At 37.1% G+C, this 21,752-nt stretch carries 22 protein-coding genes, 1 tRNA gene, 2 pseudogenes and 1 riboswitch; of the genes and pseudogenes, 12 read left to right on the top strand and 13 right to left on the bottom strand.

Going from position 1 to position 21,752, the window contains the following annotated elements; translation table 11 throughout:
• Nucleotides 1-6 precede the first annotated feature (6 nt).
• The gene (locus ACJ5H0_RS16570; RefSeq protein ID WP_411250659.1) at nucleotides 7-1,179 is read right to left on the bottom strand and encodes an acyloxyacyl hydrolase; all 1,173 of its coding nucleotides are present in this window, start codon (nucleotides 1,177-1,179) and stop codon (nucleotides 7-9) included.
• Nucleotides 1,180-1,320: 141 nt separating this feature from the next.
• The gene (gene rpsO, locus ACJ5H0_RS16565; RefSeq protein ID WP_172276901.1) at nucleotides 1,321-1,590 is read right to left on the bottom strand and encodes a 30S ribosomal protein S15; all 270 of its coding nucleotides are present in this window, start codon (nucleotides 1,588-1,590) and stop codon (nucleotides 1,321-1,323) included.
• A gap of 173 nt (nucleotides 1,591-1,763) precedes the next feature.
• Here rpsO and ACJ5H0_RS16560 point away from each other — a divergent pair, with 173 nt between their 5' ends.
• From ACJ5H0_RS16560 to ACJ5H0_RS16545, 4 genes are all read left to right on the top strand, one after another.
• A complete protein-coding gene (locus tag ACJ5H0_RS16560) occupies nucleotides 1,764-2,321 on the top strand; it encodes a pyruvate decarboxylase (protein ID WP_345989897.1) in 558 nt (185 codons plus the stop codon).
• A gap of 609 nt (nucleotides 2,322-2,930) precedes the next feature.
• Nucleotides 2,931-3,074: a bacteriocin-like protein gene (locus ACJ5H0_RS16555; protein WP_172276895.1), complete on the top strand. Its 144-nt coding sequence runs from the start codon at nucleotides 2,931-2,933 to the stop codon at nucleotides 3,072-3,074.
• Nucleotides 3,075-3,445: 371 nt separating this feature from the next.
• Nucleotides 3,446-4,768 (top strand): magnesium transporter, encoded by a 1,323-nt coding sequence (gene mgtE / locus ACJ5H0_RS16550; protein ID WP_172276892.1) that lies wholly within the window; start codon nucleotides 3,446-3,448, stop codon nucleotides 4,766-4,768.
• Between the two features lie 19 nt (nucleotides 4,769-4,787).
• Complete coding sequence (locus ACJ5H0_RS16545; RefSeq protein ID WP_411250652.1) at nucleotides 4,788-5,516, top strand: ABC transporter substrate-binding protein; 729 nt, start codon at nucleotides 4,788-4,790, stop codon at nucleotides 5,514-5,516.
• A 98-nt stretch (nucleotides 5,517-5,614) separates the two neighbouring features.
• On the opposite strand, the gene ACJ5H0_RS16540 is transcribed toward ACJ5H0_RS16545, so the two are convergent.
• Together ACJ5H0_RS16540 and ACJ5H0_RS16535 are read right to left on the bottom strand one after the other, a co-directional pair.
• On the bottom strand, nucleotides 5,615-6,064 hold the full coding sequence (locus ACJ5H0_RS16540; RefSeq protein WP_411250647.1) for a GAF domain-containing protein: 450 nt from the start codon (nucleotides 6,062-6,064) through the stop codon (nucleotides 5,615-5,617).
• A gap of 12 nt (nucleotides 6,065-6,076) precedes the next feature.
• Nucleotides 6,077-7,505, bottom strand: a pseudogene (locus ACJ5H0_RS16535) (TonB-dependent receptor).
• 55 nt (nucleotides 7,506-7,560) lie between these two features.
• Between ACJ5H0_RS16535 and ACJ5H0_RS16530 the strand changes: the two are divergent.
• The 3 genes from ACJ5H0_RS16530 to ACJ5H0_RS16520 all read left to right on the top strand — a co-directional run bounded on the left by ACJ5H0_RS16530 (nucleotide 7,561) and on the right by ACJ5H0_RS16520 (nucleotide 9,584).
• Nucleotides 7,561-8,328, top strand: a complete 768-nt coding sequence (locus ACJ5H0_RS16530) for an MBL fold metallo-hydrolase (RefSeq protein WP_411250644.1) — start codon at nucleotides 7,561-7,563, stop codon at nucleotides 8,326-8,328.
• 68 nt (nucleotides 8,329-8,396) lie between these two features.
• Nucleotides 8,397-8,476 (top strand) — tRNA-Leu (locus ACJ5H0_RS16525).
• 328 nt (nucleotides 8,477-8,804) lie between these two features.
• Complete coding sequence (locus tag ACJ5H0_RS16520; protein WP_411250640.1) at nucleotides 8,805-9,584, top strand: hypothetical protein; 780 nt, start codon at nucleotides 8,805-8,807, stop codon at nucleotides 9,582-9,584.
• Between the two features lie 44 nt (nucleotides 9,585-9,628).
• Here ACJ5H0_RS16520 and ACJ5H0_RS16515 read toward each other — a convergent pair whose 3' ends face one another.
• Genes ACJ5H0_RS16515 through ACJ5H0_RS16500 form a run of 4 tightly spaced genes read right to left on the bottom strand, consistent with a single transcriptional unit; the run spans nucleotide 9,629 to nucleotide 12,796 of the window.
• Entirely contained in the window at nucleotides 9,629-10,279 is a 651-nt protein-coding gene (locus tag ACJ5H0_RS16515) for a DNA-3-methyladenine glycosylase family protein (protein ID WP_411250638.1), read from the bottom strand.
• A gap of 26 nt (nucleotides 10,280-10,305) precedes the next feature.
• Entirely contained in the window at nucleotides 10,306-10,815 is a 510-nt protein-coding gene (locus ACJ5H0_RS16510; protein ID WP_411250635.1) for a methylated-DNA--[protein]-cysteine S-methyltransferase, read from the bottom strand.
• 3 nt (nucleotides 10,816-10,818) lie between these two features.
• Nucleotides 10,819-12,231: an MFS transporter gene (locus tag ACJ5H0_RS16505; protein ID WP_411250632.1), complete on the bottom strand. Its 1,413-nt coding sequence runs from the start codon at nucleotides 12,229-12,231 to the stop codon at nucleotides 10,819-10,821.
• Nucleotide 12,232: 1 nt separating this feature from the next.
• Nucleotides 12,233-12,796 carry a TetR/AcrR family transcriptional regulator gene (locus tag ACJ5H0_RS16500; protein WP_411250628.1) on the bottom strand — a complete coding sequence of 188 codons (564 nt, stop codon included), beginning with the start codon at nucleotides 12,794-12,796 and terminating at the stop codon, nucleotides 12,233-12,235.
• A 289-nt stretch (nucleotides 12,797-13,085) separates the two neighbouring features.
• Here ACJ5H0_RS16500 and ACJ5H0_RS16495 point away from each other — a divergent pair, with 289 nt between their 5' ends.
• The 5 genes from ACJ5H0_RS16495 (at nucleotide 13,086) to ACJ5H0_RS16475 (ending at nucleotide 15,674) form a co-directional block, all read left to right on the top strand.
• A complete protein-coding gene (locus tag ACJ5H0_RS16495; RefSeq protein WP_411250626.1) occupies nucleotides 13,086-13,364 on the top strand; it encodes a hypothetical protein in 279 nt (92 codons plus the stop codon).
• A 230-nt stretch (nucleotides 13,365-13,594) separates the two neighbouring features.
• Nucleotides 13,595-14,185: a hypothetical protein gene (locus ACJ5H0_RS16490; protein WP_411250623.1), complete on the top strand. Its 591-nt coding sequence runs from the start codon at nucleotides 13,595-13,597 to the stop codon at nucleotides 14,183-14,185.
• Between the two features lie 119 nt (nucleotides 14,186-14,304).
• A complete protein-coding gene (locus tag ACJ5H0_RS16485) occupies nucleotides 14,305-14,880 on the top strand; it encodes a Crp/Fnr family transcriptional regulator (protein WP_172276859.1) in 576 nt (191 codons plus the stop codon).
• A 69-nt stretch (nucleotides 14,881-14,949) separates the two neighbouring features.
• On the top strand, nucleotides 14,950-15,348 hold the full coding sequence (locus ACJ5H0_RS16480) for a DUF4267 domain-containing protein (RefSeq protein ID WP_411250619.1): 399 nt from the start codon (nucleotides 14,950-14,952) through the stop codon (nucleotides 15,346-15,348).
• On the top strand, nucleotides 15,345-15,674 hold the full coding sequence (locus ACJ5H0_RS16475; protein WP_411250616.1) for a hypothetical protein: 330 nt from the start codon (nucleotides 15,345-15,347) through the stop codon (nucleotides 15,672-15,674). Before ACJ5H0_RS16480 ends, ACJ5H0_RS16475 begins: the two co-directional genes overlap by 4 nt.
• A gap of 172 nt (nucleotides 15,675-15,846) precedes the next feature.
• Here ACJ5H0_RS16475 and ACJ5H0_RS16470 read toward each other — a convergent pair.
• From ACJ5H0_RS16470 to ACJ5H0_RS16450, 5 genes and pseudogenes are all read right to left on the bottom strand, one after another.
• Nucleotides 15,847-17,299, bottom strand: a pseudogene (locus tag ACJ5H0_RS16470) (bifunctional 2-methylcitrate dehydratase/aconitate hydratase).
• Nucleotides 17,300-17,344: 45 nt separating this feature from the next.
• Nucleotides 17,345-18,490, bottom strand: a complete 1,146-nt coding sequence (gene prpC / locus ACJ5H0_RS16465; protein WP_273650961.1) for a bifunctional 2-methylcitrate synthase/citrate synthase — start codon at nucleotides 18,488-18,490, stop codon at nucleotides 17,345-17,347.
• Nucleotides 18,483-19,391, bottom strand: coding sequence for a methylisocitrate lyase (gene prpB, locus ACJ5H0_RS16460; RefSeq protein WP_273650960.1), 909 nt, complete (start codon nucleotides 19,389-19,391; stop codon nucleotides 18,483-18,485). Before prpB ends, prpC begins: the two co-directional genes overlap by 8 nt.
• 405 nt (nucleotides 19,392-19,796) lie before the next feature.
• Nucleotides 19,797-19,989: riboswitch (cobalamin riboswitch) on the bottom strand.
• 266 nt (nucleotides 19,990-20,255) lie between these two features.
• A complete protein-coding gene (locus ACJ5H0_RS16455; protein WP_411250612.1) occupies nucleotides 20,256-21,284 on the bottom strand; it encodes an aminotransferase-like domain-containing protein in 1,029 nt (342 codons plus the stop codon).
• On the bottom strand, nucleotides 21,229-21,669 hold the full coding sequence (locus tag ACJ5H0_RS16450) for a GntR family transcriptional regulator (RefSeq protein ID WP_411250609.1): 441 nt from the start codon (nucleotides 21,667-21,669) through the stop codon (nucleotides 21,229-21,231). Before ACJ5H0_RS16450 ends, ACJ5H0_RS16455 begins: the two co-directional genes overlap by 56 nt.
• Nucleotides 21,670-21,752 lie beyond the last annotated feature (83 nt).

Here is a 21,752-nt window from a genome sequence, read left to right as displayed (position 1 = left end):
AGATCCCTATCTTCTTTCCCTTCTGGAAAAAGTATATCCGATCCTCCATTCAAGATAGTCTGCAATGTGCAGGTCATACGCGTTGATCCCAAAAGAAGCAAAGAGGCGATCTGTGATCTGGTACTGTAATCCTATTTTTTGAAAAAAAGCGGGGCTGTCGTATTTACGTTCTTTCTTAAACAGATAATAACCCGCTCCTACATTCACATTCAATTTACCGATGATCAACCTGTAAGAAGGAATTACACTAAACAATAACTGATCATGTGAAAAACGTTTTTGCTGGTAAAGTGTACTATCAGCCACATACATGGTGTGGTTGTACTGTTCGTCATGAGTAATGCCCACTCCAAGTCCATACGCCGACTTAGAAGAATATTGACGCATATAAAAAGCTTCTACCCCATAAACGGAATAATTAAAACCTTCATAAAGTTTTTTCAATTCCTCGCGTTGCCCGCCCCTGTAAAAAATATTTTTCCGCCCTCCGAAAGCCGAAACTTCAAGGGTGTTATATTTCTTTGTGTTAAATGAAATTGAATCATTGGTTCGCGGAACTGCTCTTTCGGGATAATAGACAAGGCTGATCTGTGGAGCAAAAGTATTCAATCCTTTGTTCGGAAACTTTAATGATCCGTTCGAAAGATGATTGAATTTCAGATTCAGTCCGATGTCAAAATGACGACCGAGTTCATAATACATTCCCGTACCCAAACTGATGAACATATTTGTTCTGGATCCTAAAGACGTGTTGTAATATCCATGATCCTCATCGAATGGATTTGAATTAAAAGCAATTCCAAAATCTACATGGTGATACCACTTCAGTTTTCCACATTGTCCGAGTTTCGCATTGTAGACACCATATATTCCAAATGGTGATCCCATCTCTTTATTATCAAGAAAATCGAAAGCAAAGAATCCAATACCATATTGGGGATAATTATATTGTTTTTCCCAATGTTTATTACCTGCGGTTTGTTTAAGGATCTGAACAGAATAGCCGGTATAATTAGTATTCTTGTATCCTTTTAACGGTTCGTTAGTCCGTAGAATATTACCATATTCAAATCCGCCAGACAGAACGAATGAAGATGGTCTTGGTATTTCATTTTCCTGCGAATAGCAGCAAGCAGAAATAAGGCCGGATACAATCAGGTAGAAATGCCTTAAAAACATCAGTTTAGTTTAAGATTGGCAAATCTAAGTATTCATTTGGTATAAATTAATAATATTATTAACTAAATTTAAATTTATTGTTAAAATAAAAAAGCAACCTCGTGAGAAGTTGCTTTTTTATTTTTTTGAAAATCTTGTAGACTATTTTCTTAAACCTAGTTCAGCAATAATTGCTCTGTATCTTTCGATATCTTTATTTTTAAGGTAATCTAGTAAACTTTTTCTTTTACCTACTAATTTCACCAAAGATCTTTCCGTTGCAAAATCGTGACGGTTCGCCTTTAAGTGTTGAGATAAGTGATTGATTCTGTAAGTGAAAAGAGCTACTTGCCCTTCAGCACTTCCTGTGTCCTGTGCAGATTTCCCGTGTTTTGAGAAAATTTCCTGCTTTTTTTCTGTTGTTAAGTACATTCCAATATTGTTTAATGATTATTATGTAACGGGTGCAAAAGTACGACTAATTTTTAATCCGGCAAAACATTATTGATTTCATATATCAAAAATGATAGAAAAAAATGTTAAAAATTTCTTAATAAAATGTATGCCATCCCATTAAAAGAGAGTAATTTTGCAAACGAAGACAAATGAGAAAAACTTTACTTTTTACCACGGTTTCCATTTTTTTATTGATCAGTATTTCAGTGAAAGCACAAAAGGGTGCTTCTTCTGAGGATAGGATAAAAAAGGTTTTATACTTCAATCCCGAGGTAGAGCCTGATATTGATGAAATAAAAGAACCTACCAATCATGCATTTTTCAGTGCTGTTTCAGATAATTTAAGCGGCTATAAAAAGAATAAAATGCTGCGTACCGAAATCCAGATTCCCTTTGACAGCGTGGATGCACAGACGATTGCTGATTATTGCATCAACAATGATGCTGATTTTGCCGTCGTTCCGAAAGTTAAATACTTTAAAGTGGGAATTGGAAAGTATGTGTTCTCCAACCAGGTTGTTGTGAGTATGAAACTTTTTGACGCAACCGGCAACCTTATTACAGAATCCGACTATGATACCTACCGGAAAAATATGCGTCTCCTGGGTTCTGCAGAGAATTCTATAAAAATCGGAACAAACGGAGCTATAAAAGCGATTCTTAAGAAACTAAGAAAAATAAAACCTTCCTCAGAAGCAGGATTCTAACAATTCTATTTTTTTTCATAATTCATTACATATCACAATTTTAATAAATTTTGATAAAAATTTTTAAAATTATTTGTGAATAATTCAAATATTTTTGTTAATTTAGTCATAAACTAAAAATTAACACACCATGAAATACTTCAATAAATCTACATAAAGAGGGCAAATATGTTTTAATACATTGCCTTATTCATCTATCGAGCATTTCATCTTGTTAATCTTATAAAATTTTAATTATAGAAAATAAATCTCTTCATTTTTTAAATTCATTATTACACCTGCGATATTCGCAGGTGTTTTTTTATCGTTAACAAACTCTGCCTCAATAGATAAAAAAAAATATTCAACAGAAAAATAACTCTACAATAATGTGAATAATAAATAATTTTTATTAAATTAGTCATTCACTAAAACCTACATACTATGAAAAATTTAAAAAAAATTAGACCGACAGGAACAAAAGGCAATTAAAGGTGGAGGCCTTATAAGATGCAGCGATCATTCGCAATGCTTTGGAGGATGGTGTTGCAATGGCACATGTGTTATCGATGCATGCTTAGAATTTTAATATCATTAACCACAGAATGTATAATTTAAACACTATTTACCATGAAAAATCTTAAAAAACTCAACAGACAGGAACAAAAAGCAATTAACGGAGGAGCTCTTAAAAGATGTACAGACCATTCCCAATGTTTTGGAGCATGGTGTTGCAATAACATATGCGTACCAACTGCATGCATTGAGGCTTAACTGAAACAAAACTAAAATTAAAACTGCTATGAAAAATCTTAAAAAAACTAAACCGGAATCAACAAAAGGAAATAAAAGGCGCTGGTCCGATAACGAAATGTAAGAACTCATCACAGTGTGGCTTCGGGGAGTGCTGCTCCGGCGGAATGTGTATTGCTTCCGATATACCGAACTGTGAACCTATAGAATAAAATACAGAGTATGAAATTTAAATTTCACCGGACATCCGCAATAAGCGGATGTTTTTTTATTGATAAAATTTCATAGCCATTCAATACAGGTGTAAAACTTTAATAAATCCTTAATTTTGTCACATCATTGGTCAATTTTAAAAAATTGAATTATTTTTGCATATCCTAAAATCTCACGCTTTGAATTATACTGACGAACTTATCTTAAATCCTGCCGATATTGCCGAAACTCTTAGCAACCTTCCTGCTGATGAGAGGCTCCTGGCGTTTTTAAAGGTTCCTAAAGAATACAAAGCAGAGGTTTTCTCCCATCTTGATCCTGATTTCCAGGAGGAAACGATCAGAAGTATCGGTAGTGATGAAGTTTCAGAGATCCTGAATGCGATGACTCCGGATGACAGGACTGCCCTGTTTGAAGATTTTCCTGATGAGCTTATTAAGTATTCAATCAATCATCTTAACCCACAGGAAAGGAGGATTGCATTAAAGCTTTTAGGATACCATTCCGACTCCATTGCACGTCTGATGACTCCGTATTACATCCAGATCCGTAAGGAATGGACTGTGAAGAAATGTTTACAGCAGATCAAGAAAGTAGGAAAAAGGGTGGAAACAATGAACCATCTGTATGTAGTAGATGAAAGAAACCGCCTCATTGACGATTTAGCGCTTGGTAGTCTATTACTGGCAGAAGAAGATACTCTTGTTTCGGAATTAACGGATAACCACTTTGTTGCCATTACCACAATGACCTCAAAAGAGGATGCAGTTACCTATTTCGAAAAATATGACCGCACCGCACTTCCCATTATTACGGAATCAGGAGTCCTTGTAGGGATTGTAACCATCGATGATATCCTTGACCAGATCGAACAGCAGAACACCGAAGATATCCAGAAATTCGGGGGTCTTGAAGCCCTTGATTTACCATACACCCAGACTTCTCTCATCGAAATGGTTAAAAAAAGAGGAATGTGGCTGATCATATTATTCTTTTCCGAAATGCTTACTGCCTCGGCAATGGGATATTTCGAGGATGAAATTCAAAAAGCCGTTGTACTGGCATTATTTGTCCCATTAATTATCTCCAGTGGTGGAAACTCCGGCTCACAGGCTGCAACGCTTATCATCCGGGCGATGGCACTTCAGGAAATCGGATTAAAAGACTGGTGGTATGTAATGAGGAAAGAAATCTTTACCGGGTTGTTCCTCGGAGGAATACTTGGCCTTATCGGATTTTTAAGGATCATGATCTGGCATGAAGCCGGGTTCTTCAGCTATGGTGCTCACTGGGTATATGTAGGTTTAAGCGTAGCCGTTTCCCTGGTATTGATTGTGCTTTGGGGAACACTTTCCGGTTCGATGGTTCCTTTTATTCTAAAGAAATTAAAACTCGACCCTGCAACATCATCTGCTCCTTTTGTAGCTACCTTAGTGGATGTTACAGGATTAATTATTTACTTTTCCGTAGCCGGACTTTTCTTAACCGGTAAACTTTTGTAATTTTAGGCAAAGTCTAAAAATGAAAGTTATTTCTCTGGTACCCTCTATTACGGAGGCTTTATTTGATTTGGGTTTAACTGAAAATGAGATTATCGGAAGAACAAAATTCTGTATTCATCCCAAAGATAAAATCAAAGACGTTCCCGTTATCGGTGGAACAAAAAATCTGAATATCGAAAAGATTAAAGGCCTGCAACCGGACCTTATCCTTGCCAATAAAGAAGAAAACATTAAAGAACAGGTAGAGGCTTTGATGGAAGATTTCAAAGTGGTTGTAACCAACGTTGAAACTATTGAAGACAATTATTATCTACTGAAAACTCTGGGTAATATCTTTCAAAAAGAAGAAAGGGCTAAAGCCTATAATCTAAAGATCTACGAGGTTTTAAATCAGACTAAAATCAGCTCTAAGATCAAGGCTGCCTATCTCATCTGGAAAAACCCTTATATGACAGTGGGTGCGGATACTTTTATTCACAGGATCTTGACGGAAATAGGTATTGAAAACAGTTTTAAAGATAAAACCCGCTATCCGGAAGTAACCATTCACGACCTGGCGGATACAGACCTGATCATGCTTTCATCAGAACCTTTCCCTTTTAAAGAAAAACATATTGCAGAATTAAAGGAATATTACCCTGATAAAAAAATAATCATCGTAGATGGAGAAGCTTTCTCCTGGTATGGGACCCATATTGCAAAATGTGGAAATTACTTTAAGGAACTGGTAGCTGAAATTGATTTATAAAATGCCATAGAGTACAGTTATCCTAAACCATGATTTCAGACATAAAATAAAAAACTCCGGCTTGAATTCCGGAGTTATATTTTTATAGATGTGATCGATTAAAGGATCTTTGAAACTTCATTACAAAGCCATTCCAATAATTCGCGGTCTTCACTGGTAAACGGATCTATTGTGTGGGAATCGATATCGATCTGCCCTACATTTTCACCATTTTTAAAGATAGGAACTACAATTTCTGCCTTTGTATCTATCGAACAGCTTAAATAATTAGATTCCTGATGAACGTCAGGAACCACAAACGTTTCATTGGAAACAGCAACCTGTCCGCAAATTCCTTTCCCATAAGGGATGATGGTGTGATCTGTCTCTGCTCCTACATAAGGACCCAATATCAATTCTTCTTTGTCTCCATTTTTAAAATAGAAACCTGTCCAGTTGAAATAGGTAATCTCCTGATCCAACAGATGGCAAACTTTCTGAAGTTTTTCTTCTGTATTATGTTTTGGACTTTCAAGAATAGAAGAAAGTCTTTTCTTTAATTCTGACATTATATTATTGTTTTAAGAAAATTGTTTGAAGGAAAGTTCTTCTTTATAACCGAACATTCCACGCTCTTTGATCATTTCTGCAACTCCTTCCGGAACCTGAGTTTCCCAGCCTTTGATATTGCAGGCAATTTTTCTCAATATTTCTCTGGAGTATATTTCCAGGAATTCCGGATTATAGTTTTCAATATCTACGATACGGTTATTGAGTTTGAAATATTTATAGAGCTCTTTTAAGTTTTCCTCTACTTTTAGCGTTGATGAATCTAACAACTCATGAGTTTCAGGATCCTTATACGGATATAGGTAAACCCTCATTCCGTTACGGAAAAATTTACCAAAAGCTTCCAGGATTCCTCCAGAGAGATTCTTATAGTATTTCTCGTCAAACACCATTAACAGATTATTTACCCCCATCGCAACTCCTATATTTCCGCTTGTATATGAGGCAAAATAATCGATCAATCGGTAATATTCGGAGAAGTTCGATACAATTACGGTATATCCTAATTTACCGAGGATATCCACCCTGTCCATAAAGTCTCTTTCATCGATATCACCATCAGCACGAAGGTTGGAAATGGTAATTTCAATCAGGATTTCCGTTTGTTCTTCTGTACAGGCAGCATCCTTCATAAATAGATCAATACCGTTTTGCAACATATCGATATTCACTTTGGTCACCGGCCTGAAACTTCCTCTTACCGCAAAGATATTCTTCTTGTATAAAATATCTGCAGGAAGCATATTATTACCCTGGCTATTAAAAATAACGGCATCCGTCATATTGTTTTTCACCAGCTGTAAAGACATCAACCTGTTATCCACATAATCAAATGCCGGTCCGCTGAAATCTATCATATCAATTTCCAGATTGTCGGTCGCTATGTCGTCATATAATGACTCGATTAAGGTTCGTGGATTATCATAATATGTAAAAGCTCCAAAGATCAGATTTACCCCTAAATTTCCAAGAGTCTCCTGCTGCAATGTAGCATCATTCTCTTTAAACTTTACGTGGATAACGATTTCGTTATAACCTTCGTTTTCTTTTACCTGAAAACGGATTCCTACCCAACCGTGGCCTTTAAGCGTTTTATCAAAATTGATGGTTGTTACCGTATTGGCATAGGAAAAGAATTTTCTGTTCGGGCTGTTTTCTCTTGAAATTCTTTCTTCGATCAAGGCAACTTCATAGCGAAGCATTTTACGAAGTCTGTTTTGAGTAACATACCTGTTTTTAGCTTCTTTTCCATAGATCGCATCACTAAAATCTTTGTCATAAGCGGACATCGCCTTAGCGATTGTACCCGAAGCGCCTCCTGCTCTAAAAAAAATGCCGAACAGTCTCCTGCCCTGCTCCAATTTCCGCGAAAGTACCATAAATAGTAGGATCTAGATTAATTGTTAATGCTTTTTGTTTAGGAGTTAGTTTCTGATACATTAGGACATTAAATTTTTTGTAAATTTACCAAAATTAATACCAACCTCAAAACAAAATGAAGTTGAAATTTTTAGGAACAGGTACTTCCCAGGGTGTACCCGTTATTGGCTGCACATGTGAGGTCTGCACTTCGGATAATCCCAAAGACAGCCGCTTACGATCTTCCGTAATGATCACTACAGAAGAAAACCGAAAAATACTCATCGACTGCGGCCCGGATTTCAGGCAGCAGATGCTGGTGAACCACGAAACGACGGTAGATATCGCTTTAATTACGCACGAACATAATGACCATATCATCGGCCTTGATGATATGCGGCCCCTTATCTTCAAAAGCGGGCAGAATATGCCCATATACTGCAATGAAAGAGTGGGAAACGAAATTAAAAACCGTTTTCCTTATGCCTTTGCGGATGTAAGATATCCGGGAGCTCCGGCCTTTGATCTGCACGAAATAAAAAACCAGCCTTTTACCATTCTTGATACGTTGATTACTCCCATTGAAGTCATGCATCATCAGATTGCTATTTTTGGATATAAATTCAAGAAGCTTGCCTATATCACAGATGCAAGCTTTATTTCCGATGTAGAAAAGGAAAAGCTGAAAGATCTTGATATTTTAATCTTAAATGCGATCAGAAAATTTGATCCCCACCCTGCCCATTTTATAGTTCCGGACACGATAAAACTGTTTGAAGAGCTTCAACCCAAACAATTATTCCTTACCCATATCAGTCATCATTTAGGATTGCATGATGTTGAAGATAAATTACTTCCGCCCGGAATGCACCTGGCTTACGATGGCCTCGAATTAAATTTTTAAAGAAAAGTTGATAAAAAGTTTTCAGATTGTAAGAAAAGTTTCTATATTTGCACACCAATTTAAAGCAAGCCCAGGTGGCGGAATTGGTAGACGCGCTGGTCTCAAACACCAGTTCTTAGGAGTACCGGTTCGATCCCGGTCCTGGGTACAAAAAACCTCTGAAAGTATTTTCGGAGGTTTTTATTTTTGGTATAATTTACTAACAAAATCAAAAATTTTTAATATTCAAATTCTTTAACCCGTTTTATGCACACCAATTGCAAGCCCGGGTGGCGGAATTGGTAGACATGCTGGTCTCAAACACCAGTTCTTAAGATTCCTGGTTAACAGTCAAAGAAACATTTAGCTCCTACTTACCATATCTTGAATGGTTCGAAGACGTAATGGCTTTAAAATATATTAGCTCACCTATTTGTTATTTTTTATAATTTAGGCCTCTTGACATATAAAAACAATACCGTTATTAAAACGTCGAAATGATACAGGTTGAATTTGCAAACAAGGCTAAAGAGATTCTGCAAACTGATGAGACCATCATCGGTTTGGCTGTCGGAGGCTCATGGATATCAGATCAGATGGATGAATTTTCTGATCTGGATTTGATTATTGTAACCGAACAAAAAGTTACCGGAGATAAAAATGTGATGATTGATTATGCAAAACGTTTGGGTAATTTCCTTTCAGCATTTACAGGTGAGCATGTTGGGGAACCAAGGCTTTTAATTTGTTTATATGACAACCCTCTTTTGCATGTAGATCTAAAATTTGTCACTTTGGAGGAATTTCATGAAAGAGTTGAAACACCTACCATTCTTCTTGACAAAAATGGCAGACTTCAGAAAGTTATCGACCATTCCGTCTCCAGTTTTCCGTATCCGGACTATCAGTGGATTGAAGACCGGTTTTGGATATGGATACATTACGCTTTACTGAAGGTAGGTCGAGGTGAGTATTTTGAAGCCTTTGACTTTTTAGGTTTTTTGAGGATGAGTGTCTTTGGACCACTCCTCCATATCAAAAACAAGAATTTACCCAGAGGAGTAAGAAAAGTGGAAATAGATCTGGAGATTAAGGATCTTGAAGATTTAAAACTTACCCTGCCACAATACAATCGGCACTCATTATTGGAATGTCTCCGCCATTCAGTTTTATTATACCGGCAATTAAGGAACGTCCTCTTCGGCAACAACATAATCTTACAAGATGAAACTGAAAAAAAAGTAATGCTTTATTTTGAAGAGCTGAAAGAAGAATAATTTTGAGATTATCTTTACGTAAAACTACGATTCAATAACGGTTTTCATCCGGTCCTCTTTTTCGCATTAGACAAATAATAGTGCCAGAGCATCATAGAAGCGACAGACCTGAAGGGTTTCCACTGTTCACAGATTTCAAGTATTTCTTCTCTGGCAACTTTGGACGGAAGTTGTTTCAAACGTTTTAAAGCATTGACCGCAGCCAGGTCCCCAATCGGGAATATATCTGCCCGCTGAAGGGTAAACATCAGATAAACATCAACTGTCCAGTTACCTATTCCTTTTAGGCTTACTAATGTTTTACGTGCTTCGTCATCCGACATTTCCGATAGCTTTTCAAGATCTATTTCACCTTTTATGATGGCTTCTGCAAGACCTCTGATATATACAATCTTCTGGCAGCTTACATAGCATTTCCTTAACTCTTCATCCGTAAGTTTGAGAATATGCTCAGGAGTAATCTCCTGCATTTTTTCTTTTAGTTTATTGAGGGCAGCTAAAGCAGAAGCCAATGAAACCTGTTGTTCCAGAATAATATGGACTAATGTTTCAAAAGTGTTTTCACGGGTCCACATCGGCGGGTAACCGTGGTTTTCTAAAACTTCTTTTAAATCCTGATCATGAGCTGCTAAATGCTCACATAGCTGATGGAAATTTTCAAGGTTAAAAACTCTGGTCTCCGATGTTGATTCCATACAATCTGTTTTTTTTTATATTAAATTTAAAATAAAGACGGCATTCTGAAGCTTTTCTCGAGATCAAGTAAAATTGATTTGTTTTCCAACCCTCCGGCAAAGCCTACCAATTTTCCTGATACTCCTACTACCCTATGACAAGGGACAATAATGGAGATGGGGTTCTTATTTAGAGCACCGCCTACTGCACGTACTGCTTTTGTATCTCCCAGAATCTTCGCCATTTCCCCGTAGGTTTTTGTCATACCATAAGGAATTTTCAGTAAAGCTTTCCAGACTTTAACCTGAAATTCCGTTCCTTCCAGATCCAAAGGAACATCAAAGACTTTTCTGCTGTTTTCAAAATATTCTTTTAACTCTTTTTCCGTCTGTAAAAGTATAGGGTGCTGATTCTTCCTTTCCGGAATAGAAAGTTGGGTTCTTTTATAACCTTCCCCTTCCCAGATTATAGCCACAAGCCCCACATCTGAAGCGATTACCCTGATTAATCCGACAGGAGAAGAAACATCTTTGTATACTAGCCTTTTATCATCCATGATTCATGTTTTAAGTACTTTTCCATTAGTTTCGTTTACCGATTTTGCTCCGGGAAGTAACTGTAACATCAGCCCTACGATTACAACGCAAATCAACAGGCAGATAACCCCGAAATGGTAAGCCTCCTGCCAGCCGTCTTTTGAAAAATAAAAGAACACACCTCCAATGATACTTACTCCCAGTGCCGACGCTGTTTGCTGAAAAGTTGAATAGATTCCAGCAGCTGCACCTGCATACTGTGAAGGTACATTTTTCAGAGCAACATTTAATAATGAAGGAAGGACCAATCCGTTTCCGAGTCCCCACATTCCCATTAGACCGATAATCAGCGAGGTACTGATCCCGGGTTTCCAAAGTGTCATCTGGAGATAAAATGCGATAAACAGAATAACCACTCCCACTTGTAATACTCTTTTTCCAAATATAACAATCAGCCTCGACGCCATAAGAGATGATATGATAAATAAAATCCCGGGAACAACAAAGTACAATCCGCTATCCATTGCTGAGATACCCAATCCATTTTGTAAATAAACTGCACTGAGTAAAAGATATGCCGTATGCAGCATAAAATGAAATAATACCGCAACCAGACCGATATTGAAATCTTTTATTCTAAACAATCTTACATCAATCAAAGGGTTTCCATTTCTGGAAAGTTTAATTTTCTGATTATAAATAAAAAATGTAAACAAAATGGCTGATAAAATAAGCAATGCAAAACTCCACAGCGGCCACCCTGCTTCACGACCCTGGATCAGGGGGTAAATAAGGGAAAATAATGCCAGCGTTAAAATCAATATTCCTGTATAGTCGAATTTTGTAGACTCATGTTTCGGGGTTTCCGTGAGGTATTTATGAGTTGCCCAAAGTGTAACGATCCCGATAGGAAGATTGATAAAAAACACGAGTCTCCAGCCTTCTATGAACCAATGGGTATCCGATAGGTATCCTCCCAGCATTTGACCGATGGCTGCAGCAGTTCCAAGTGTTATACCATACAGGCCAAATGCTTTTGCCCGCTCTTTAGTATCAGTAAAAAGAACTTGTATAAACGCTATGGTTTGCGGAACCATAAATGATGCACTGAGCCCCTGGAGTATCCTGGTTGCATTCAGCTGAAAAGCAGATTGCGAAAGACCACATAAGCATGAAGCAACTGTAAAGGCAAACATTCCCCAAAAGAAAACTTTCTTTCTTCCAAAATGGTCTCCCGCTCTACCTCCGGTAATAAGAAAAGCAGCATAACCAAGCAGGTACCCCGCAATAACGAACTGCATTTCGCCATCAGTCGCATGAACTCCTTTTTTAATGGTAGGTATCGCCACGTTGATGATGAATACATCAATTACAGAAAGTAAAGGTGCGGCCAATACAATGATCAGCTCCAGCCACTTATTTTTTATATCTTTCATTCTAGATCAGTTTTTCAATGATTTTTTTGGCAGACTGGATTTCGTCAGGTTTTTTAAAGACGGAAGCGGTAACAATAGCGCCTTCCAGCATAACGTAGATTGTTTCTGCCAGCTCTTCATCAGACAATATGTTCTTATGTCCGGAATTTTCAACAAGGTTTTTTATAAATTCTTTACTGTGCACTTTAGCTGATTGTATTTCGGCTAAAACTTCCGGATCACTTGTCCCTGCTTCATCATTTGCTTTAATGAACGGACAGCCTCCGAACTGCCTGAATTTCTGACGTTCGGTGTGATGATCAAAAAGTGCCAGTAGTTTCTGTTTAGGATCTTTAACTTTGTTGACACTGCTTTCCAGCCTGCTGAACCATAGCTCATGCGTACGGCGAATATAAGCGATCAACAGGTCCGTCTTTGTTTCAAAATGTTTATACAAAGATGCCTTGGCAATATCAGCCTCTTCAATGATCTGATTGATACCGGTATTACTATAACCCTGTGTATAAAATAAACGTTCGGCGGTATCCAATATCCTGTCGGTTACAACTTGTCCTCTTTGTTTCATGGTACAAAGATATAAATTAAATAGACAGACTTGTATATTTAAATTTTCACTTTTTTCTATAATGTATATATCAAAAGCTATGTTAAGATATCCATCAATGAAAGTAATAGCATTATATAATCTCAAAGTATATCTTTGCAAAAACATCAAATTATGAAAGTGTTCCTGCTGGTCTTATCAATTCTTTTTCTTACTTCCTGCATAAGTGATTCGGATTATACTTCTCCTGCCCCATCTGAAAAATCTACCAGATACTATTTGTACCAGTCGTTTAAGAAAAAAAAATGGGGTGGTAACCTTTACCGTATCGCATGATGGTACCTGTGCTGCAAAATCATACTACCAGATCGATCAGCTTATCGATACTACTCCTGCAACTTTTGTATCGTACATAAACTGCGAAAAATATGAAATACAAAAGGGATATTATAACAGTTCCTCTTCAAATATGACCCTTAATTTTGTCAATTACAAAGCTTCAATAAATGGCAATGAACTAACGGTAACGAAAATCACTACTGATATATGGGACACTTATGAAGAAATCAATATTGCAAGGGCTTATTAAATTAACCCTATAAGAATTGAAGAAAGTATTTTTTGCCGTCATCACATTTTTGACGCAATTTAATGGATACTGTCAAAAATTAAATTACTAAAAACTAGCTCATTGCAAATTTAACAATTATTAAAAGCCCATATATAAAGTATTTGAGGAGATTTAATACAATAATAAGTATCTTTACCGTGAATTAAACATACGTAAAAACTATCCTGACGATACAATTTTAAATTGCAATGAAACCTATTCTCAATATTCTTTTAGTTTCGACATTACTCATTTCATGTGCGGGAAATGATGATATTTCTGAAAAACCAAAACCAACGGAAAAAACATTATATAACCTGGAATATAAAAATTATCTTGTAAAAAATGTTACTCTTTATAAAGGACCGATTGCCCAGGAATCTGATCCCGGCGAATCTTATCTGACTGCTTATTGGGGAACTTATCAGGAACCAATATGGGGGAAAATAAGTCTTGACATAAAAAACAGCTCTTTACAGCTGATTTCCGAAACATCAGCCGGCATAAAATATACCATTACAATGGACAAGGATTCTGTATTTATCAATGATCATAACGAATTGACCTATATCGGTAATTTTAACAGAGAAAAATCTTCATTTACGTTAAAGAGATCACTCCGGTATGTAAAAAAAGTACCAAGAACTGATTTCGGACCCATGTTTATTTCACAAACGAACACTTTTGGTGTTACACAATATGAAACTATTTTCGGTAAAAGTGCTTTTAATAAACCAGCAGAAATGACCGAATCCGGTGATGTTGTTTTGTGGAGTAATATCGAATACCAATATCAGTAATCTGCTCAATAAAATACTGAGCGCAAAGTTTATTATTCTTTAATTGAAAGCCGTAACTTTCCATATTATCAAAATTATACTGTTGATATAAGTTTTACCGCTAACTAAATTGTTTTAGAATGGATAATGCTTTACTTGTGGCTATAAAAAAGATAGTAGAAATAAGTTATGATGAAGAAAAAATAATTCAGAACTTATTCAGATTGAAAGAATATAAAAAAGGAGATTTTTTCCTTAAGGAAGGTGAAATCTGCAAATATGTCGGCTTTATTGAAAATGGTCTTGTCCGTTATTACATCAATGATGATGGGGAAGAAAGAACTTATGGCTTCTCAAAAGAAAATGAATTTACCTGTAATTTTGAAAGCTTTGGCCCGCAGACACCATCCAAGCAACTCATTCAGGCTTTAGAAAATACCCGGATCTGGACCATCAGCTATGAAAATCTTCAGAAGCTGTATGAACAGGTAAAAAATGGAGAGCGATTTGGACGGCTATCTATTGAGTATGTTCTTATCAAAACATTAAAAGACAGGAATTCATTTTATACGGATTCTCCAAAATCCCGCTACGAAAAATTTATTAAGGAGCATTTTGATCTGCAACAAAGGATATCTCAATATTATATTGCTTCCTATGTGGGAGTAAAGCCACAATCATTGAGCAGAATCAGAAAAAGAATATCACTTTTATGATTTATTAACCTGGGTGCATCAATTTCTATTAAACGTTGAAGAATTTTGTATCAACAAAATAAAGTTCTTATGAAACGTTTACAACAAAAAACATCATTCTGGCTTAGCCTCATTTCAGGTATTGGTTTACTTTACATTGGAATCCGCTTTTTTATTAATCCTGTTGGTGCTGAAATAGATTATGGTATCCATACTGTTACCAATGGGGATTTTTCTTTTCAGTATATCAAAGGAATCCGTGATTTTTTCTTTGGATTGATCATTATCCTTCTTTTAGGGAAAAAACAGTTCTTCGCATTAGGTGTTATCCTGGTTTTAGGAACTATCATTCCAGCTACAGACTTCTTCGTCGTACTATCACATCCTGGCTCCACAGCCGGTCATTTAGTTTCCCACCTGATCGCCGTTATCATTTGTCTGTCGTGTGGATTTTATTATTTACAAAACCATAAACTAATACTATCATGATTTTATTTAATATCGTTCTGATTTTACATTTCATCGCATTCTTAGTATTTATTATTCAGCTTGCCATATTATTTCCTCAACAGAATAAGGTTCTTCATAAAAAAAACATTCTTATTGGAGTTACCATTTTATTAACAGGAATTCTCCTTGTCGTCCTGAAATACCCTCACATCAATTTGTATAAGATCATCCCAAAATCATTTTTGTTTTTAGGAGTTTCAACTTTTTGCGGAATATACAGTGGGAAAAATGTTCCAACGAAAGTGTTCTATCTTTTATTCGGAATGGCTATCCTTGCAGGCTTGATAGGAGTCATCAAAACGTAGGTATTCTTCGATACAATTTCAATTTTATTTTCAATAAAAAGTTATTACATATCAAAGCCTGAACTTCACGATTGTTCAGGCTTTGAAAAAAAAATCAAATATCTGTTTTAAGGTGTTTGGTAAGTCAGTATTTATTTTATTTTTCTGAAATTATTTATTGAATTTCAGATAATTAAATAACCAAAAGATCCACAAACTCATTAACATTGAGGTTAACCAGCTTATCATACTCCAGAGAATTTTCCAATACAAGTCTTTGCTGCTTTTCCGGGAATATACGGGCGAGATTCACTTTATACTTTTTAATCAGTTCAGGAATTCCTTCATCCCTTCTTCGTTTATGTCCTATAGGATACTCTACTTTTACTTCTTCCAAAACAGTTCCGTCATTTAACTCTACTGTTAATGCATTGGCAATGGAACGTTTTTCAGGATCATGGTAATCAGTGGTAAACTGAACCTCCTCGATACATTCAATTTTATCACGAAGAATATCAATCCTTGCATCTGAAGCAATATTATCTTCATAGTCGGCAGCAGTCAGCCTTCCGAAGATAAGAGGTACCGCTACCATATATTGAATCGCATGATCTCTGTCTGCAGGATTATTCAGGGGACCTTTTTTATCGATAATCCTGATAGCCGCTTCATGCGTACGAATAGTAATTTTTTTTAATATCGTCAGTTGTTTTGCCCATCCCTTTTAATTGATGGTGCAATGTCATAGCTGCTTCCACGGCTGTTTGTGAATGGAATTCAGCAGGGAAAGAGATCTTAAACAATACATTCTCCATTACATAAGAACCGTATTCACGCTGAAATTTGAATTCATTTCCTTTAAATGAAACATCATAGAATCCCCATGTTTTAGCCGTAAGTACCGAAGGATAACCCATTTCGCCGGTTTTGGCAATTAATGCTAAACGGACAGCTCTGGAAGTGGCATCTCCGGCTGCCCATGACTTACGACTTCCTGTGTTAGGAGCATGACGGTATGTTCTTAAAGATTGTCCGTCCACAAAGGCCAATGAGATCGCATTGATCAGCTCATCACGGGTCAATCCAATTAATTTCCCTACAACGGCCGTAGAAGCCAACTTCACTAATAAAACGTGATCTAAACCTACTCTGTTGAATGAATTTTCAAGAGCAATTACACCCTGAATCTCATGCGCCATGATCATGGCTTCCAGCACCTGCTTCATTTTCAAAGGAGCTTTTCCTTCTGCAATATGGGTTCTGGACAACCAGTCAGCGGTTGCTAAAATTCCTCCTAAGTTATCAGAAGGATGTCCCCATTCTGCAGCTAGCCATGTATCATTAAAATCCAGCCAACGAATAATAGCTCCGATATTGAAAGCCGCCTGAACCGGATCCAATTGAAACTGAGTTCCCGGCACTTTTGCTCCATTCGGAACAACAGTTCCTTTTACAATAGGTCCCAATAATTTCGTACAGGCAGGATAAGTTAAAGCTTCCAATCCACATCCAATAGTATCTAAAAGGCAGTATTGGGCCGTTTTCCAGGCCAGGTCGTTTTTAATTTCGAAGTTCAATACGTAATCTGCAATATCTGTTAATACCTGATCTGGTTGTGGTCTTTCATTTGAAATGTGTGATGACATCTTTTTGTTTTAAGTTTAATTAGTTTATATTTTAAATCGATTGTATTATCTGCTTGTGATAGGAACAAATTCTTTATTTTCAGGCCCGGTGTAATTGGCACTTGGACGGATAATTTTGCCATCCTGCCTTTGTTCAATGATGTGGGCACTCCATCCGGTGACTCTTGAAATAACAAATAACGGAGTGAACATAAGGGTTGGCACTCCCATCAGATGATACGAAACCGCTGAGAACCAATCCAGGTTAGGGAACATTTTCTTTTCTTCCCACATTATGGTTTCCAGCCTTTCAGCAATATGATAAAGCAACATATCTCCGGCCTCTTCGGAAAGTTCTTTCGCTACTTTTTTTATCACTACGTTTCGCGGATCCGATATGGTGTACACCGGATGTCCAAATCCAATAATTACTTCTTTGTTACCAATACGCCTTCTGATATCCTCTTCCGCTTCATCCGGGGAATTATAACGACTCTGAATTTCGAAAGCCACTTCATTCGCCCCACCATGTTTAGGACCTCTTAAAGCACCGATAGCTCCCGTTATACAGGAATAAAAATCTGAAGAGGTTCCCGCAATAACACGCGCAGTAAAAGTAGAAGCGTTAAATTCATGCTCTGCATACAGATTAAGAGAGATTTCCATTGCCTTCACCCAGGAATCAGGTGCTTTTTTACCATGCAACAGGTGAAGAAAATGGCCCCCAATAGTATCATCATCAGTTTCTACATCAATCTCTTTTCCGTTATGCGTATAATGATACCAATACAAAAGTCCGGAACTGAATGATGCCAGTAATTTGTCTGCAATATCCCTTGCTCCCGCCACATTATGATCGTCTTTTTCAGGCTGAATACTTCCAATTGCTGAAACCATGGAGCGCATTACATCCATCGGATGGGCAGCTGCAGGAATACTTTTCAGGATATTTCTTACAGAATGTGGTAATCCTCTCAGTGATTTCAATTTGGCTTTATAGTTTTTTAGCTGGGCTCCTGTTGGTAGCTGTCCGTAAATAAGAAGATAGGCTACCTCCTCAAATTCTGCTTTTTCTGCGAGGTCCAAAATGTCATAACCTCTGTAATGGAGATCATTTCCACTTTTTCCTACACTGCAAAGTGCAGTATTACCTGCGGCAACCCCGGAAAGCGCTACACTTTTCTTAGGCTTAAATGTTGGTTCGTTATTCATTGACATTCTTGTTCTGTTTAAATAGGTTATCTAATTTTTGTTCGTAATCATGGTATCCAATGCTTTTGTAAAGCTCTTCCCGGGTCTGCATGGTATCAATTACATGAGCCTGGGTTCCATCTTTCCGGATATGCTCGTAAACATTCAGTGCTGCCTTATTTGCCGCCCGGAAAGCAGAAAGGGGATATAAAATCAAACCGACTCCCGCATCTTTCAGTTCATCAGCAGTATACATTTTAATCATTCCGAATTCTGTAATATTGGCCAGTACAGGAATACCTGTAGCGTCTACAAACTTTTGATAATAGCTTAAATCAGGAACAGCCTCCGCAAAGATGAAATCTGCTCCGGCTTCTTTATAGGCAACAGCCCTTTCCAATGTTTTTTCAAGCCCTTCATTGGCAAAAGCATCAGTACGTGCCCCGATCACAAAATTTTCATCCGTCCGAGCATCAACAGCAGCCTTCAAACGGTCTACCATTTCCTCTTTGCTTACCACTTCTTTACCTGGACGGTGCCCACAACGTTTCGCTCCCACCTGGTCTTCAATATGCAAAGCACCTGCTCCGGCTTTAATTAATGATTTTACAGTTCTTGCTACGTTGAATGCCGAAGGACCAAACCCCGTATCTACATCCACCAATAGAGGTAAATCACATACATTGGTTATTCGTTGAATATCGATCAGAACATCCTCAAGGGTCGTAATTCCCAGATCCGGAATTCCCAACGATCCTGCAGCAACTCCTCCTCCGGAAAGATAAATAGCATTGAATCCTGCCTGTTGCGCCAGCAATGCATGATTGGCATTGATAGCCCCGACAATCTGAAGAGGGTTTTCTTTTTGCATCGTCTCCCGGAAACGTAATCCGGCAGACTCTAGACTTACATTTTTACTCATCTTTAATATTATTGTTCGTTTTGATGTATTTTAACTCACATTCTTCCAACAATTTAAAGAAAGATTATTCTTTAAATGATTAAAATAATTAAACGACCTATAAACCTTAATGAATGGTTGAACAGCCTCATTACATTTTCATGTAATAACAATCCGGTCAAAGATTGCTGCCATCAGCCTGTAATGCTTATAAATCAATATAAAAGGTGCTGATAAAACTTCACAATACTTTGTAAAAGAGAAAATTATGGAAAGGGACTAATACGAGCAAGCTGTAGAAATGATACAGCCCTGAAAAGCAAAACCTGTAAACCATTTCTTAAAAATGATAATGTACACAAAAAGATATCGGGCACTGTTATCACATCGTATCATACCTGACTATAAGCTTCAGATCGCGAAAGCATCGTCAATTCGAAATAGGCAGGTCTCCTGACTTGTAACAATTTTTATCGTCCTTCCCATTCAAAAAAAGAACAGTGAACCCTGATTGATAAAAACCTTTTGAGTGTTACTTACAGTTGCGCGACAGTTCGTGATTCACACACGATTCCCTTTTAATTCACAGCTAAGTGTAACCAATTCCGGTTGATAAAGAAGTATAAATGAACTCCTTGGTGGTAAATATAGGTATTTTATTGAAACACGAAAATAATTATTTACGAACAACAGTTAGGAATTCGTAATTCTTTGAAAATAGGCATTATAAATATATTTTCAATTTTCAAAATCATAATCAAAATGATCTTGATTATGTAAAAGCCACTTGCAAAAAAAATCCGACAAACACGATTATTGAGAAAAGCATATGCTCTCAATATGAAAATATGATTCTGAATTAACAGATAAAAGCCGGAAAAACACTCACAATATCTGTTTCAAATTCTCACCTATATTTTGCAAAGCCAACAGGCTATGGGATGTGATACGTTCTGCAAAAATAATCCTGAAATGGTACCTGAACTGATCGGTAAGACTAAAAATTTCTCCTGGAGTAAATAATATTCTTTGCTGTTCGCAATAAGCGTAAAATTTCTCCATATCCACTCCTTCAGGCAAACTTCCCCAAATGCTGTATCCACCCTGAGGATCTTCAAAATAAGACCCATCCGGAAAATGGCTTTTTAATACCTCTAGCACATCTTTAGCCTGCTTATATAGCTGTTTACGAAATGAACGCAAATGTTTATCATAGCTATGGTCTTCAAGCAGTTTAATGACCATTTCCTGATATACCGGAGCAACAGATCTTCCTAAGGCAAACCTGGTTCTCTCTGCTTCCGCATGGAATTTTCCCGAATGCATCCATCCCAGGCGAATACCGGGAGCCAATGTTTTAGAAAAAGAAGAAAAAGTTATTACCCAGCCACCGGTATCAAAACTCCCAATCCCCGAAGGTCTCTCATTGCCAAAATAAAGGTCTCCGTAAATATCATTTTCGATAATCGGAAACTCATATTCTTCCGCAATGGAAAGCAGTTCTTTTTTTACAATATCCGACATCAGAATTCCGGTAGGATTGTGAAAATTAGGTGTAACTACAAGAGATCTGATATTATGATCCGCGCATATCTTTTTTAAATATCCCGTATCAAAACCATCTCTATCCCGGACAGGAATTTCTATGGCTTTAAGTTTCAGATTGGCAATTACTTCCAAAACAGAAAAAACGCACGGACTTTCAACAGCAATGAGATCACCGGCATTTGTCACAGATGCCAGGGCAATGTAAAGTGCCTGCAATGCTCCATCTGTAATGATTAATTTTTCAGGATGCAATGTGTATCCATATTGAGAAGCACGTTTAGCGATAAGATCTCTTAGTTCTAATGACCCGTTAGCAGGATAGTAGCGAAGAAGTGAAGTCCCTTTTTCGCGGATCACTTCCTGCATTTTTTTTTAAAATGAGCTTTTGCGGAATCAAAAGATCCGTAGGTGCTGCCGAATTAAATGAGGTATATTCGGAGGGCTTATTTCTTGATGAAATCAGAGCAACGTTTTTATTGAAAACTTCATTTTTTGAGACTGGGTAAAGTGGTAAGATTTCACTGTTTATTTGTGGAATATCAGCTGCTACAAAATAACCGGAACGGGGAATATTTTTCACCCATCCTTTCATCACCAGATGATCATAACCACTTTGAACCGAACTTGTACTCAGATGATAATTTTCTTTAATCTCTCTCACAGACGGTAGACGGGTGCCGGGCTTTAACATTCCAGTCTTTATTTTATCTTCAATAGCAGTGGTAAAAATCTCATATCTGTACGTCTTCATGGCGTTTCATCTTTTTCATAGCAAATGTACAAATGTGTTTGCACAAATGATTAAAAACCAACTGTACTGATTCAATTGTACTC

It is taken from the genome of Chryseobacterium proteolyticum (genome assembly GCF_046591535.1).
GTDB classification, from domain to species: domain Bacteria; phylum Bacteroidota; class Bacteroidia; order Flavobacteriales; family Weeksellaceae; genus Chryseobacterium; species Chryseobacterium proteolyticum.
Note: the sequence above shows the minus strand (reverse complement) of the source record. Positions and strands in the feature narration are given on the sequence as shown.

Bases quoted from the DNA above. Each gene is read 5' to 3' on its own strand.
- ACJ5H0_RS16570 (WP_411250659.1), bottom strand. From the start codon at position 1,179: ATGTTTTTAAGGCATTTCTACCTGATTGTATCCGGCCTTATTTCTGCT.
- rpsO (WP_172276901.1), bottom strand. From the start codon at position 1,590: ATGTACTTAACAACAGAAAAAAAGCAGGAAATTTTCTCAAAACACGGG.
- ACJ5H0_RS16560 (WP_345989897.1), top strand. From the start codon at position 1,764: ATGAGAAAAACTTTACTTTTTACCACGGTTTCCATTTTTTTATTGATC.
- ACJ5H0_RS16555 (WP_172276895.1), top strand. From the start codon at position 2,931: ATGAAAAATCTTAAAAAACTCAACAGACAGGAACAAAAAGCAATTAAC.
- ACJ5H0_RS16545 (WP_411250652.1), top strand. From the start codon at position 4,788: ATGAAAGTTATTTCTCTGGTACCCTCTATTACGGAGGCTTTATTTGAT.
- ACJ5H0_RS16540 (WP_411250647.1), bottom strand. From the start codon at position 6,064: ATGTCAGAATTAAAGAAAAGACTTTCTTCTATTCTTGAAAGTCCAAAA.
- ACJ5H0_RS16530 (WP_411250644.1), top strand. From the start codon at position 7,561: ATGAAGTTGAAATTTTTAGGAACAGGTACTTCCCAGGGTGTACCCGTT.
- ACJ5H0_RS16520 (WP_411250640.1), top strand. From the start codon at position 8,805: ATGATACAGGTTGAATTTGCAAACAAGGCTAAAGAGATTCTGCAAACT.
- ACJ5H0_RS16515 (WP_411250638.1), bottom strand. From the start codon at position 10,279: ATGGAATCAACATCGGAGACCAGAGTTTTTAACCTTGAAAATTTCCAT.
- ACJ5H0_RS16510 (WP_411250635.1), bottom strand. From the start codon at position 10,815: ATGGATGATAAAAGGCTAGTATACAAAGATGTTTCTTCTCCTGTCGGA.
- ACJ5H0_RS16505 (WP_411250632.1), bottom strand. From the start codon at position 12,231: ATGAAAGATATAAAAAATAAGTGGCTGGAGCTGATCATTGTATTGGCC.
- ACJ5H0_RS16500 (WP_411250628.1), bottom strand. From the start codon at position 12,796: ATGAAACAAAGAGGACAAGTTGTAACCGACAGGATATTGGATACCGCC.
- ACJ5H0_RS16490 (WP_411250623.1), top strand. From the start codon at position 13,595: ATGAAACCTATTCTCAATATTCTTTTAGTTTCGACATTACTCATTTCA.
- ACJ5H0_RS16485 (WP_172276859.1), top strand. From the start codon at position 14,305: ATGGATAATGCTTTACTTGTGGCTATAAAAAAGATAGTAGAAATAAGT.
- ACJ5H0_RS16480 (WP_411250619.1), top strand. From the start codon at position 14,950: ATGAAACGTTTACAACAAAAAACATCATTCTGGCTTAGCCTCATTTCA.
- ACJ5H0_RS16475 (WP_411250616.1), top strand. From the start codon at position 15,345: ATGATTTTATTTAATATCGTTCTGATTTTACATTTCATCGCATTCTTA.
- prpC (WP_273650961.1), bottom strand. From the start codon at position 18,490: ATGAATAACGAACCAACATTTAAGCCTAAGAAAAGTGTAGCGCTTTCC.
- prpB (WP_273650960.1), bottom strand. From the start codon at position 19,391: ATGAGTAAAAATGTAAGTCTAGAGTCTGCCGGATTACGTTTCCGGGAG.
- ACJ5H0_RS16455 (WP_411250612.1), bottom strand. From the start codon at position 21,284: ATGCAGGAAGTGATCCGCGAAAAAGGGACTTCACTTCTTCGCTACTAT.
- ACJ5H0_RS16450 (WP_411250609.1), bottom strand. From the start codon at position 21,669: ATGAAGACGTACAGATATGAGATTTTTACCACTGCTATTGAAGATAAA.